We start from the raw sequence: 12,698 nt of genomic DNA, 5'->3' as shown, positions 1-12,698 counted from the left end.
CGTTGAGCAGGGCGCGGTCGTAGAGGTGCAGGATGAACACCGGCGTATCGGGCGCGACGGCGTTGAGCTCGGCGATCGTCGGCAGGCGCTTCTCGGCAAACTGGTGCTCGGTGAACCCGCCGACCACGCGCACCCATTGCGGCGCGGGGGTGCGATCGACCTGCTGCTTCAGCATGGCCATCGCCTCGGCCAGCGAAGGCACGCCATCCCAGCGCAGTTCCATGTTGAAGTTCAGGCCACCGCGGATGATGTGCATGTGGCTGTCGATCAGCCCCGGAATGACGCGGCGGCCCCCCACGTCGATCACCCGCGCATCGGGCAGGACCGCGGCGCGAACCTCGCCCTCGCTCCCCACCACCAGAAACCGGCCATCCCGGATCGCGATGGCCTCCGCCACCGGATTGGCACGATCAAGCGTCGACACCTTGGCGTTGACGAGGAGAAGGTCGGATTGTGGCACCGAAGGAGTCCTTCCGAACAAGGGGGATGGGAGCATGGCGCCAAACGCGGTTGCGCCGGCTCCGACGACCGTTTTGCGCCGAGTGAGCTTCACACGTCGTCCTTCTGCTGGTTGGCAGGCAGGTCCTGCACGTACCCAGCGTGGTCCGAACGCAGAAAGGGAATGACTTCTTTCCCGGAGAAGACCCGCCTGGCGGCCGGGATCGCCTGCTCACCCAGCAGTATGCCGAGCAGCCCGAGCAGGGCGATTGCCGGGGGCGCAGGCGAGCGGACGCCGAGGAGGCTGTAAATGAGGCCGATCAGCAAGCCGGCGGCCAGCGAGATCAGATAGGGCTTCATGGATTTTCCTCCCCGGCGGACCCGTCAGATTCCCGCGTCAGTTGCGCGCGAAGGCGAGCAGTTCCGCGTTGAACCTGTCCTGATCCAGCGTGGGGATCGCGTGCGTGCTGCCCTCGTACACCGAGAGCGTGGCATGCGGCGCAATCTTGACCGCCCTGCGCGCGGAGACATCGATCGGCACGACATGATCGGCGTCGCCGTGGACAAACAGGGCGGGTACGTCGATCTTCTTGAGATCTTCCGTGAAATCGCTTTCGGAAAACTGCTGCACGCAGGCATATTGCGCATAGGCGCCGCCTGCCATTCCCTGCTGCCAGAAGGCGTACCGCAGGCTCTCGTCCCTTGGTTTGCCGATGTCCCATCCATAAAAGGTTTCCGGAAACGACATGTAAAAGCCGGAGCGGTTGTCGAGCACCGCCTTGCGGATTCCATCGAAGACCTCCGCCGGGACACCATCCGGGTTGTTGGGGCCAACCTTCATGACCGGCGTGACCGCGCCGACGAGCACCACCTTGGCGACGCGTGACGTACCGTGACGGCCAATATAGCGCGCGACTTCGCCACCGCCGGTGGAATGCCCCACCAGAATTGCGTCCCGAAGATCCAGGGCCTCGATTACGGCGGCCAGATCGTCCGCATAGGTGTCCATGTCGTTGTTCTTCGCAGGCTCCTCTGAGCGCCCATGTCCCCGTCGATCATGGGCGACCACACGAAAACCGTTGTTCGCGAGAAACAGCATCTGGCCGTCCCAGGCATCGGCGTTGAGAGGCCAGCCGTGCGAGAAGACGAATGGCTGGCCTTCACCGTATTCGCGATAGTATATCTGGGTGCCGTCCTTGGCCGTTGCGAAACTCATAATCGCGTTCCTCTTGTCTGGGTTGAGAGAACGGGACCGACAGCGCGGGGGCGGGAGAGGGGCGAAGGCGCTGCCGGTCCCGAGGGAGGTCAGTGCCCCTCGGAGGCACCGAACATGGTCTTCGCGTACGTAATTCCGAGGCCGTAGCCGCCGCCCCATTCCTTCGCGATTCCCGTCGTGGCGTCGTACGTGTCGGCCCGCGCCCAGTCGCGCTGCAGTTCGAGCAAATACTGGAGCGACGTCATCGGCTTCGCGCCCAGCTGGATCATGCGCTGGCAGGCACGCTCATGCGCCTCGTCGGACACGTCGCCGCAGGCGTCCGCGATGAAATAGGCATCGAATCCCTGATCGATCGACGAGGCGACCGGTCCCACGATGCAAACGCCGGTCCACAGGCCGGCGAACACGATCCGCTCCTTGCCGATCCGGTTGACCTCCGCGATCACCGCGGCGTCCTCCCACGTATTCATCGAAGTCCGGTCGAAAAGCGGTTGGCCCGGAAAGGCATCGGTGATCTCGCTGTACATCGGTCCCGAGAAGCTCTTCTCGGCAACGGTGGTCAGGATGGTCGGTACGTTGAACGCCTTTGCCGCGCGGCTGATCAGGGCCGCGTTGTTGCGCAAAACCTCCATCGCTATCGATCTGGTCGCGAAGGACATCTGCGACTGAAAATCGATCAGGATGAGTGTATGGTCGGTGGGCGAGATAAGCGACCTGCCGGGGGTTGGCGTGGCTTTGATCGTCATGCGGGATTTCCTTTTCGGACTACGTTCGACTACGGCATGGGTGCGTGCGAAGCACACTGACGACTTCAGATCGGCCGCGGAAATCGCCGAGGCGGCATCAACGCGGCAAAATTGTCATGCATGTGCCGCGCCGGCCCGGGCCAAATCGACGGCACCGTTTCCAGAGGCGAAGGCTGACATGCACCCGAGACTAGGTCGGTTGCCTTCACCCGTCTTGGACCGGAATGATGGCAACCCGCATCTGTACGCGAAACCGCGCGTCATCCGCGATCCCGCCCCGGCCCGCCCTGAATTGCGCGTGGCGCGCATGAGCGACCGCCGCCGGGCGCTCTCAATCCTGCGCACGGCCGACCTTCAGCCTCTGTTCCAGAGCATTGGCCGTCCGTGTGGCGTCTCCGTTCCGGATATCAAATATCCAGTCCATCTCGCCTGACGCACTCTTGCCGGCTTCCTCGATTGCCTTGAGAGCCCCTTCCATCATGGCCGTGGCGGTCTCCTCCACCAGGTCCGACGGGATTTCCCGTTCCGACCAGGCCAGCAAGCAGCCGGCGGATCGGGCGTCCATGCGTAGCGCCGTGCGCATGGCGAGTTCGGTGAGCCCGCCGATCGACAAATGCGGGGAGGGCACGCTGCCGCCCATTCCAATCAGCATCAGCGCACGCGCCTTGATCGGGGGTGGGGGCGTCGACAGCATCAGAGTCTCGCCGATCGTGCCCTTGAAGATACCGCCTTCACGCAGCCGGCTAAGCGTGCCTTGGAAGACGGTGTCCAGCTGATTGGCGCCGCCGGTCGGCAGGTTGCTGCCATCGTGCTCGAACATTCCCACGACCAGAAGTTCGACATCCTCCGTCAGCACATCGATCTGCGCGACCTTGAAGCGGACCCCGCGTCGCTCACCCAATGTACGCGCCGAAATCTCGCCCATTTTTTACAGCCTCCGTCACGGCATTCTCATCGCGCGAAGCAGTCAAACTCGTATCGCAGCCCCCGCGCGTCCTGTTTCCGAGTGACGGGATTTGGACATATGTGAGCCAATCTCGTCCGCGTATCGGGCGCGCCACAGGCCTGCCGAGCAGCCTGAATGTCCCGGCGTTCTTGTCGAAAACCTGTTGTTTGCGTGGCTAATGTCCAATCCGGCCCGCCTTCGTTCGTCCATCCCCATCCAATAAGGACACTATTCGACCGGAGGCCCCTTTCGATGAACGGACCGTATCCGCAAGCGGCGGCGGCCATCGCCATGGCGACTTGCCTCGCTCTTTACCCCGCCACGCCCCGCGCAACGGCGCTCGCCGTCACGACGGCCGTGCCGCCATCGTCCATCCGGCAGGCGCCGAGCTTCTTTCGGATGCATGTCGGCCGCTTCGAGGTGACCGCTTTGCTCGATGGAACCCACCCCTTTCCCGCATCGACGGTGGCGGTCGACGCCCGACCGGGCGAAATCGAGCGTCTTCTCGCCGATCAGTTCCTGCCTGCGCCATTCGAAGGCATGATCAATGCGTTTCTGGTCAATCTCGGCGATCGCCTGGTGCTTATCGATACGGGGGCGGGGGATCTCTATGGCAAGGAAGGTGGCGGGCTCGTCGGCGTGCTGGCGGCAGCGGGATACGGCCCGGACCAGATCGACGACATCTACATCACGCATCTGCACGAGGATCATGCCGGCGGGCTGCTCAGGGGCGGGAAGGCGGTCTTCCCCAGGGCCATTGTCCACGTCTCTCAGGCCGATTTCGATTTCTGGACCAACGACAGCAACAAGGCATCGGTCAGCCCCTTGTTGCAGCCCTTCTTTCCGGCGATCCAGAAGGTTCTGAAACCCTATGTCGCTGCCGGGCGCGTCAAACCCTTTGCTCCCGATGCCGACTTCGGTTCAGGGCTGAGCGCAATATCGGCGCCGGGGCACACGCCCGGCCACAGCTTCTTCCGTCTCCAGGACGCAAGCGCCACCATGCTGTTCTGGGGCGACACCGTCCATATGGCGCCGGTCCAGTTCCCCGAGCCGGACATCGCGATCAAGTATGACTGGAACGTTCCCGAAGCAATCGCGGCCCGCAAGGCGGTCCTGGCCGAAGCAGCCGACAAGGGATGGCTCGTTGCGGCGGCGCACATCTCGTTCCCCGGGATCGGGCACGTGACCAAACTTCCCCACGGCGCCTACCAGTGGCTCCCGGTAAACTACACGCTCAACCGGTAAAGGCCGATGTCGCGGGCGACCGGGCGGTCAGCGGCCCAGCAGCCTTCCTGCGCCGCTCAGGCGACGCATTGGTGGTCTCGACGCCACGACATCGGAGTTTTTCCCACAATGCGACGGAAGAGCCGCGTCAGATGAGCCTGGTCGGTCAGGCCGCAAGCGCACGCGATTTGGGACAGCGTATCGCGCGTGTGGATCATGAGAGTCTGGGCACGCCGCAGGCGCTGGCGGATGACGTAGGCGTGCGGCGTCTCCCCAAGGCTCACCTTGAACGCGCGACAGAAATGGCCGGTGCTGAGCCTGGCTACGGCAGCAAGTTCCTCCGTGATGAGGGGCGTTTCCAGCTTCTGGTCGATATAATCGGTAACGCGGCGGACCTGCCAGCTTGCCAGCCCCCCCTTGGTCTGGATTATCCCGTTCGAAAGACGCTGCGGAAGGAGAAGCCGGTCAGGCGTTCCTTCATCGAGCTCCTTGTCGAATATGGCCGAGAGCTGCTCCAGATAATGCCGCGCCAGGCCGGGATCGTCGTCAAGCGAACGCCGCGCACCGGCCAGAAGCGACGCGACCTGAAGCGGGGAGATCGATTGCTGGACGCCAGCGGGTTGGATGCGCGCCGCGGACGCGCGTTGCAGCTCTTGAAGCATAATGACTCCCGATCTTGGTTGACGGGAGTGTCGCCGGATCCTTCAGGGGGCGAAATCGAGCGGCGGCTGAGTTGATCATCGCCATCGTTTGAGAAGATTAAACCATGGTCCAGCTTGGCAAGCGAAACTCCCCTGCCGTGGTGCGACGTGCGGCGCCTCAAACAACAGCCTAAAATTCTCCTTTAATGTCAAAACCGTATGCGACCTCTGATACCGAACCCCCTCGATCGGGTGGTCGCCATTAACCCGCCAGGGGCTTGTATCGGATGCGCGTTCCTTGTCCTTTCCTGCCCGGAAAGGACGCGCCATGGCGACGATTCAGATCAAGGCCGGCAACCCCGTCGTCATCATTGTTGACGACGATGCCCTCGTGCGTAGGTCGGTGGAATCGCTGTTCCGTTCGGTGGATTTTGCGGTCCTTGCCTTTGGCTCCGCCCACGATCTCCTTGATGCCGATTTGCCTGACGTGCCGGCTTGTCTCGTCATCGATGTGCGGATGCCGCAGATGGGCGGTTTCGAATGCCATGGACAGCTTCTCGACAGGGGCATCGACATCCCTGCCATTTTCCTGACCGGGCATGGAGACATACCGATGACGGTGAAGGCGATGAAGGCCGGCGCCGTCGATTTCCTGACCAAGCCTTACCGTGAGCAGGACATACTGGAGGCAGTCTACGCGGGCCTCTCGTCGGCCACGGTCAAACGGAGCGCGGGCGAGCAGACGAAAGCCCTTCGCGAACGCTATGCCTTGCTGACGAGGCGCGAGCGGCAGGTCATGGATGGGGTGGTTCGGGGGCTGTTGAACAAGCAGATCGCGGGAAAAATCGGGATCAGCGAGATCACCGTGAAGTTGCACCGCTCCAGCATGATGCGGAAGATGGAAATGCGCACAGTGCCCGATCTGGTGCGGGCAGCCGATGCAATCGCAACACAATTTGCATCCGACGGCTCAAAAATACCGGCTTAGACTTCCGTATGGTTACAGCGTGGCTGCAGCCCATATATCCGGTCCATCAGGCTTTCTGAGGGAGCAGGCAGGGCCGGAGATCATGCGCTTGAGAAATAAAGTCATAGCCGTCATCGACGATGATGCGCGTGTTCGGGCATCCACGGCCAGCCTGCTGCGTTCGTTGGGCTGTGTCGCTATGGCCTATGCCTCGGTTGCGGACTTCCTTGGATCGACCGAAACGGCGGTCGATTGTGTTCTGACCGATCTGCAGATGCCTGGGCTGACCGGACTGGACCTCGGTGCTGCCCTTCGGGAACGGGGGTCCTCCGTGCCCGTGATCCTGATGACGGCATTTCCATCGCCGGGCGTGCGGGCCAAGGCGCGGATGCTGAAGATGGCAGGTTTTCTGGAGAAGCCGCTGCACCCCGATCGGCTTCTCGAGGTTCTTCGGCAGGCGCTTCCCGCATAAGCCGCTCGGCAGGTCATACCCGCGCGGGCAGGGTTAGAGAAACCCGCGTGCCGCCTTCCGGATGATTCGCCAGCGTTATCTGCCCGTCGTGAAGCTCCACGATGGACCTGCATATCGACAGGCCCAGACCCATGCCGACGGGTTTCGTCGTAAAGAAGGGTTCAAAGAGCTTCTCGCGCGTGGATGCGGGCAAGCCTGGTCCGGTATCGCGCACGATGATGCTGGCCTGGTTCCCGGCGAGACTGAGGTCGATCTCGATCAGCTTTTCCTCGCGCGACGGAGTTTCCATGGCTTGAAGCGCATTGGCGACGAGATTGAGCAGCAGGTGCTTCAGGAGCACCCGGTCCCCCAGGATCATCACGTCCGGGGCACAGTGGGAAAAGCTGATTCTCGCCCCCTGGGCTTCCACGTCCCGCGAAGCGAACGACACGGTATTGCGGATCAGCGTATGCAGATTCACCGGCGCATTTTCGGTCTGCGAGTTACCGACCAGATTCCGGACGCGCTGCATGACCTCGTGAACGTTGAGCACCGCGTCGTGCAGGCCGGCAAGCGCTTGCCGCGCCTCGTCCAGATCCGGCACGTCGCGTTCAATCCAGCGTTGCGCTGAAAACGCGAATCCCTGGACCGCGGTCAAAGGCTGATTGATCTCGTGCGCGATCATCGCCGACATTGCTCCGAGCGCGGCGCTGCGCTGCACCTTGTCCAGTTCCGATCGCGTACGTTCGACCGTCATTTCGAGCCGCTTGCGCTGGCGAATGTCGAAAATGCTCCCGGGCACGCGATCAAGCCCGCGATCGGGCGACAGGCTGAAGGCGACAAAGATGTCGATCGGCTCCCCGTTTGCGGCGCGAACCTGCGTTTCCGCCTGGAACATATCGCGCCGTTCGTCGATCGCGAGGATGCACTCGCGGAAGCTGGCATCGCTTTCGGGCAGAAAATCGCTCAGATGCTCGAAGAAGGCCTGCTTGGACGGCACGCCCATGAGATCGAGGGCAGTTTCGTTCACATCGGTGATGCGCACCAGTGAGCGCGCCGAGACGATAAAATCGGGATTTTCGTCGAGGAACGCCGGCAGGTCCTCGACCCCGGCCGCTCGCACCGCGGCGATCGCGGCGGCCACGGGGCGAAAGTCATGTTCCCAGATCGCGACGGCCAGCGAATTGAGCGTATCCTCATGACGGCGCTCGCCGCGAGTTGCCCGGTCGTCCACCGCTTGCCGATGCAGCAGGAGGCCGGTCGTTACCGCATTCGCGCCCAGGCTGATCACCATGCGCAATGTCGCATCGGCGTGAGCGGTCATGCCATGGACGAAGGCGAAGCTCGCGACGGTGAATAGCGCGCAGACGGCGGACCATCCGAAAATGTGCGCTCGCGCCGCCCGATTGCATGCGAGAAGCAGCACCAGCACGTAAAGAGTGGCGAAGGCGCTTCCGAAGTCGGTGAAAGTGTCCGCCCAGAAGATTGCCACGGCGAGAAGGGCCGCCGCAACCTGCCGCGTAACCGGCAGAGAACGGGAAACACCTGTCCCGGCCACCATTGAAGCTGCCGGATCGGCCGCAAACGCCATCCTATGATGCAAACCGACTGACATCGTTGCATGATGGTGCAGTCATCGGCTCGGCGATAGCCCAAGGCGGGAGCCCATTTCACACCCGGAAGGGGGAGGGATTCACCCCTCCTTGGCTGGCGCGTGGCCCGTCATGGCGATTTCCCGCCGCCATCCCGAAGGAAAGCCGGATCGATGCTCCCGGTCAGCGGGGCGGCTTACGGATCAGGGTTGAACGGGTACGCGAATGTCGAATGCGTTCAGCGTAATCGCGACAAGGCAGTAGTAGCCGACGAGGTAGAACAGCTCGGTCGCTCCTTCACGACCGAACACGTCCAAGGCGCGATCATACAGGGCTTGCGGCAGCACACCGCCTTTGACGAGCGTATGGGCAACCTCGAATGCGACCTCCTCTTCGTCGTCAAGATCGTCCGGCCGATTGCCTGACGCTATCGCCTCCACCCGCGCCGCGCTCATCCCGTGAATGGCGGTCGCAACGGCGCCATGCGCGTAGATTTCGTATGCCGCGTCCAGCCGTCCACCGGTAACCAGGATAGCAACCTGACGGGCGCGGTCCGGGATCCTTCGCGCTTGCGTCATCGTCTGCGAGAGATGCCAGATGCCCGATCCAATTTCAGGATCATGGAGCCACGCGTTCCAGGGGCCGAGTAAAGCGCCATCGGCCCGCGTCGTCACGAAGTTCGAATACTTGGCGCTGACGCCTGCCTTCATGCTCTCGAAAAGCGGACGCTGGGTATCAGACAACTGGCCGGGAGTCAGAGGGTCAAGACGCATATCGATCGCTCCTGCTTTCGGAGCGGTCTACCCGCTCCTGCGGCGGGCGACAGCAGGCGCGCAAAGTTTGCGTCGAATTCGGCCGGTTCATGTTTGGCCTGTCCAAATCGCCATTTCGGCCCCCCGAAGAGCGTGCCGCCGTTGAATTTGCGAGGAAATGTGGCGGACAGGGTGGGATTCGAACCCACGGTGAGCTTGCACCCACGGCGGTTTTCAAGACCGCTGCCTTAAACCACTCGGCCACCTGTCCGCACCGGCGCGACCCGTGGGCGCGCGGCGTGGAGGGGCGATAGCGGCGAACCGCTCCGTCGTGAAGAGGATTTGCGCCGCGGGGGATTCCCAATCGCTGCCCCCTGTGCGAGTGTCGGCCGGATGACGCTTCTTGCCAGTATCCGATCATCGTGGCGCGTGACCGTGGCCGCCGTTGCCGCCCTTGCGCTGGGGGCGCCCGCCAGCGCCCAGAACAGCAGCGAGGAAGCGGGCTTCCAGGGCTATCTCCAATTGCTCGCCGCCAAGGCGCGCGCCGAAGGGGTGCGCGAATCGACGATCAACAGCGTGCTGCCCGGGCTGACGTTCAACCCGCGCGTGATCGCGTTCGACCGGAGCCAGCCCGGCGGCGGCCCGTCCTCGTCGATCCCGGCGTTCGAGCCCTATCGCCGCAAGCATGTCGATGCGGCGCGGATCGGCGGCGGCCGGCGGCAGTACGAGGCGGTGGCCGGACAGGCCGGCGCGCTCGAGCGGCGCTATGGCGTGCCGCTGCCGATCATCCTCGCCATCTGGGGGCACGAGAGCCACTACGGCGGCTATACCGGCGATTTCGATCTGGCCCGCTCGCTGGCGACGCTGGCTTACGAAGGGCGGCGGCGCGATCTGTTCACCGAGGAATTCATCGCGCTGCTGAAGATGATGGACCGGGGCGTGCCGCGCTCCAAGCTGGTCGGTAGCTGGGCCGGGGCGTTCGGCAATCCGCAGTTCCTGCCCAGCGTCTATCTGCGCGTGGCGCAGGATGCCGATGGCGATGGGCTGGCCGACATCTGGAGCAGCCGGGCCGATACGCTGGCCTCGATCGGCAATTATTTCCGCGATGCCGGCTGGCGTCCGGGCGAGCCGTGGGGCCTTGCCGTCAGCGTGCCGGACGGGCTTGACCGCGCCGCGCTGGGCACGGCGCTGGCCAGCCCGCGCTGCCCGCAGGTGTTCGCGCGGCACAGCCGCTGGAAGACCATGCGCGAATGGCGCGCGCTGGGTCTGGCGCCGAAAACGGGCGTCTGGCCGGGCGACGATGTGCTGGCCTCGCTGCTGGAACCGGACGGGCGGGGACGAACCGCCTATCTGCTAACCGGAAATTATCGAGTTATCCTCGATTACAACTGCTCGAACTTTTACGCTCTGTCCGTAGGACTTCTTGCAGATGAGATCAGCCGTTAGCCGCTTCGCTTCCGCCACCGCGATGATCGCGGTCACCGCTCTTGCCTTTTCAGCCCCGGTCATGGGCGAGATGGCGCTGGCGAAAACCCAGCCCGTGGAAGATCGGGCCGGGCCGGCGGGCGATTACCCGATGGTGCTGGGCGCGCCGTTCATGGTCGATGGCGTTACCTATACGCCCGCCGACACGATGAACTACGATGCGGTCGGCTATGCCGGCGAGGACGGAGGCGAAGGCATCAGCGGCGCGCACCGCACGCTGCCGCTGCCCAGCTACGTGGAAGTGACGGCGCTCGATTCGGGCAAGACCATCCTCGTACGGCTTGAACGGCGCGGGCCGATGTCGGGCAAAATGCTGTTGGACCTCTCGCCCGCCGCGTGGGCGCAACTGGGGTTGGTGCCGGGATCGCAGGCGCCGGTGCGCGTCCGCCGCGTGAATCCGATCGAGCCGGAACGCGCCTTGCTACGGCAGGGCGAACAGGCCCCGGCGCGCATGGATACGCCGCCGGGCTTGCTCACCGCGCTACGCCGCAAACTGGGCACCGCGACCGGGGTGACGCTAGCACCCACCGGGACACCCGCGCCGGTGGCCACGCCGCACCCCGTGTCTCCGCCCGCCATGGCGCCAAGGCCGGCGGCTTCCCCGGCACCGAAGCCGGTGTTGCGCCCCGTTCCGCCCGTGCCGGTGCCAGTCTCGGCCGCAACGCCCGCGCCGAAGCCGGCCCCGGCAGCGAAACCCGCACCGCATCCCGTGGCCACACCAACGCCACGCGCGACGCCTGCGCCCAGGCCGGCTCCGANNACTCCGAGACCCGCGCCCAAGCCGGCACCCGCCGCCGCGCGCCAGCCCGCCGGCCTCTTCGTGCAGGTCGGCGCATTTTCCACGCGGCAACGGGCCGAAACGGTCGCCCGGGCGGCCGGTGGCGGCGTGACGGCCGCGGGATCGCTGTGGCGCGTGCGCAGCGGCCCCTTCGCCACACAGGCGGAAGCAGATGCGGCCTTGGCGAAAGCGCGTCGCTCCGGCTATGCGGATGCGCGGATTCTGCGCGCGCCCTGAAAGGGGCAGGGAATCCGCAAGCCTCCGGGGATGCCGATTGCCTGAACGCCCGTATCTTTTACCGCTGATGACGCTGACGGCGCTGGCCGTTGGCGCGGCGCCTTCGGCCGCCACGGTACAGGCGCCGCCGGTGATCGCCATGCCGCAACTCGATGCGCCAACGGCTTACATGGTCGATGTCAGTTCCGGGCGCGTGCTGTTCGAGCGCGATGCCCATCGGCGGTTCATTCCGGCCTCGCTGACCAAGATCATGACGAGCTATGTCGCCTTCGAACTCGTCGCGCAGGGCAAGCTTTCGCTCGATCGCAAGCTGCCGGTCCGCCATGACACGTTCAAGCAATGGCGCGGCGTGGGCAGCACGATGTTCCTGGCCGACGGCGCCGAAGTGACCGTCGCGGATCTGCTGCGCGGCATCGTCACCGTATCGGCCAACGATGCCTGCGTGGTGCTCGCGGAAGGCGTGGCCGGCAGCGTGCCGGCCTTCACCGCGATGATGAATGCCGAAGCGCGCAAGCTGGGCATGCGCGATACGCACTACAACACGCCCAACGGGTGGCCCGACGGGGGTCAGACTTATGTCTCTGCCGCCGACCTCGCCACGCTGAGCCAGGCTCTGATCCTGCGTCACCCCCAACTCTACCGCCGCTTCTATGGCCACGCGAAAATGGATTGGGATGGGATCGAGCAGGAAAACCACAACCCGCTTTACGGCTACACCGCCGGCGCGGACGGGGTGAAGACCGGCTTCACCAACGAAGCCGGCTACGGTTTCGTGGGGTCGGCCATCCGCAACGGCCGGCGCATCATCATGGTCGTCGGGGGCTATGACAAGCCGGCCCTGCGCGCGAAGCAGTCGCGCGATTTCATGGAATGGGGTTTCGCCGCCTGGCGGGAACGGCCGCTGTATGGCCCCGGCGCGCTGGTGGGCGAAGCGCGCGTGCGCGGCGGGACAAGCCGGGCAGTGCGGCTGATCGCGCCCCGGACGCTGGCGATTTCGATGCCGGCTGGCGAGCGCGCGGGCTATACGCTCTCGATCCGTTACAAGGGGCCATTGCGCGCCCCCATCGCGAGGGGGCAGGAAGTGGCCACGTTGATCGCCAAGGTTCCCGGACTGCCCGATGAACGCCTGCCGCTGATCGCGGCGGATGCCGTGGACGCCGGCGGACCGGTGGCGCGAATGCGCGATGGCCTGCTTTCGCTGGTCGGGCAATGACGCCGATAACTC

The 12,698-nt window shown here is 64.5% G+C and carries 14 protein-coding genes and 1 tRNA gene; 6 read left to right on the top strand and 9 right to left on the bottom strand.

Going from position 1 to position 12,698, the window contains the following annotated elements; genetic code table 11:
* The 5 genes from B3547_RS12410 to B3547_RS12390 form a co-directional block, all read right to left on the bottom strand.
* Positions 1 to 496: amidohydrolase family protein (locus B3547_RS12410; RefSeq protein ID WP_292963560.1), on the bottom strand; the 496-nt coding region annotated here is incomplete at its 3' end.
* A 53-nt stretch (positions 497 to 549) separates the two neighbouring features.
* The gene (locus tag B3547_RS12405; RefSeq protein WP_292963557.1) at positions 550 to 798 is read right to left on the bottom strand and encodes a DUF1427 family protein; all 249 of its coding nucleotides are present in this window, start codon (positions 796 to 798) and stop codon (positions 550 to 552) included.
* A gap of 37 nt (positions 799 to 835) precedes the next feature.
* Complete coding sequence (locus tag B3547_RS12400; protein WP_349676489.1) at positions 836 to 1,654, bottom strand: alpha/beta hydrolase; 819 nt, start codon at positions 1,652 to 1,654, stop codon at positions 836 to 838.
* 89 nt (positions 1,655 to 1,743) lie between these two features.
* Entirely contained in the window at positions 1,744 to 2,400 is a 657-nt protein-coding gene (locus tag B3547_RS12395) for a hydrolase (RefSeq protein ID WP_125955580.1), read from the bottom strand.
* 331 nt (positions 2,401 to 2,731) lie between these two features.
* Complete coding sequence (locus B3547_RS12390; RefSeq protein WP_292963554.1) at positions 2,732 to 3,325, bottom strand: M17 family peptidase N-terminal domain-containing protein; 594 nt, start codon at positions 3,323 to 3,325, stop codon at positions 2,732 to 2,734.
* A gap of 273 nt (positions 3,326 to 3,598) precedes the next feature.
* On the opposite strand from B3547_RS12390, the gene B3547_RS12385 reads away from it, so the two are divergent.
* A complete protein-coding gene (locus B3547_RS12385) occupies positions 3,599 to 4,591 on the top strand; it encodes an MBL fold metallo-hydrolase (protein ID WP_292963552.1) in 993 nt (330 codons plus the stop codon).
* Positions 4,592 to 4,647: 56 nt separating this feature from the next.
* On the opposite strand, the gene B3547_RS12380 is transcribed toward B3547_RS12385, so the two are convergent.
* On the bottom strand, positions 4,648 to 5,232 hold the full coding sequence (locus B3547_RS12380; RefSeq protein ID WP_125955575.1) for a helix-turn-helix domain-containing protein: 585 nt from the start codon (positions 5,230 to 5,232) through the stop codon (positions 4,648 to 4,650).
* A 307-nt stretch (positions 5,233 to 5,539) separates the two neighbouring features.
* Here B3547_RS12380 and B3547_RS12375 point away from each other — a divergent pair, with 307 nt between their 5' ends.
* Both B3547_RS12375 and B3547_RS12370 read left to right on the top strand, forming a co-directional pair.
* Positions 5,540 to 6,199: a response regulator transcription factor gene (locus tag B3547_RS12375; RefSeq protein WP_292963550.1), complete on the top strand. Its 660-nt coding sequence runs from the start codon at positions 5,540 to 5,542 to the stop codon at positions 6,197 to 6,199.
* 19 nt (positions 6,200 to 6,218) lie between these two features.
* Positions 6,219 to 6,650 (top strand): response regulator transcription factor, encoded by a 432-nt coding sequence (locus B3547_RS12370; protein WP_292963548.1) that lies wholly within the window; start codon positions 6,219 to 6,221, stop codon positions 6,648 to 6,650.
* 13 nt (positions 6,651 to 6,663) lie between these two features.
* Here B3547_RS12370 and B3547_RS12365 read toward each other — a convergent pair whose 3' ends face one another.
* The 3 genes from B3547_RS12365 to B3547_RS12355 form a co-directional block, all read right to left on the bottom strand.
* Entirely contained in the window at positions 6,664 to 8,220 is a 1,557-nt protein-coding gene (locus tag B3547_RS12365; protein WP_292963546.1) for a sensor histidine kinase, read from the bottom strand.
* A gap of 204 nt (positions 8,221 to 8,424) precedes the next feature.
* Positions 8,425 to 8,994, bottom strand: a complete 570-nt coding sequence (locus B3547_RS12360) for a carboxymuconolactone decarboxylase family protein (RefSeq protein WP_292963542.1) — start codon at positions 8,992 to 8,994, stop codon at positions 8,425 to 8,427.
* Between the two features lie 160 nt (positions 8,995 to 9,154).
* Positions 9,155 to 9,244 (bottom strand) — tRNA-Ser (locus B3547_RS12355).
* 122 nt (positions 9,245 to 9,366) lie between these two features.
* Here B3547_RS12355 and B3547_RS12350 point away from each other — a divergent pair.
* The 3 genes from B3547_RS12350 to B3547_RS12340 all read left to right on the top strand — a co-directional run bounded on the left by B3547_RS12350 (position 9,367) and on the right by B3547_RS12340 (position 12,686).
* Positions 9,367 to 10,419, top strand: a complete 1,053-nt coding sequence (locus tag B3547_RS12350) for a lytic murein transglycosylase (RefSeq protein WP_292963540.1) — start codon at positions 9,367 to 9,369, stop codon at positions 10,417 to 10,419.
* Positions 10,403 to 11,473 (top strand): SPOR domain-containing protein, encoded by a 1,071-nt coding sequence (locus B3547_RS12345; protein ID WP_292963537.1) that lies wholly within the window; start codon positions 10,403 to 10,405, stop codon positions 11,471 to 11,473. Before B3547_RS12350 ends, B3547_RS12345 begins: the two co-directional genes overlap by 17 nt.
* A 67-nt stretch (positions 11,474 to 11,540) precedes the next feature.
* Entirely contained in the window at positions 11,541 to 12,686 is a 1,146-nt protein-coding gene (locus tag B3547_RS12340) for a D-alanyl-D-alanine carboxypeptidase family protein (RefSeq protein ID WP_292963535.1), read from the top strand.
* Positions 12,687 to 12,698 lie beyond the last annotated feature (12 nt).

It is taken from the genome of Novosphingobium sp. UBA1939, from assembly GCF_002336885.1.
GTDB lineage: Bacteria > Pseudomonadota > Alphaproteobacteria > Sphingomonadales > Sphingomonadaceae > Novosphingobium.
Note: the sequence above shows the minus strand (reverse complement) of the source record. Positions and strands in the feature narration are given on the sequence as shown.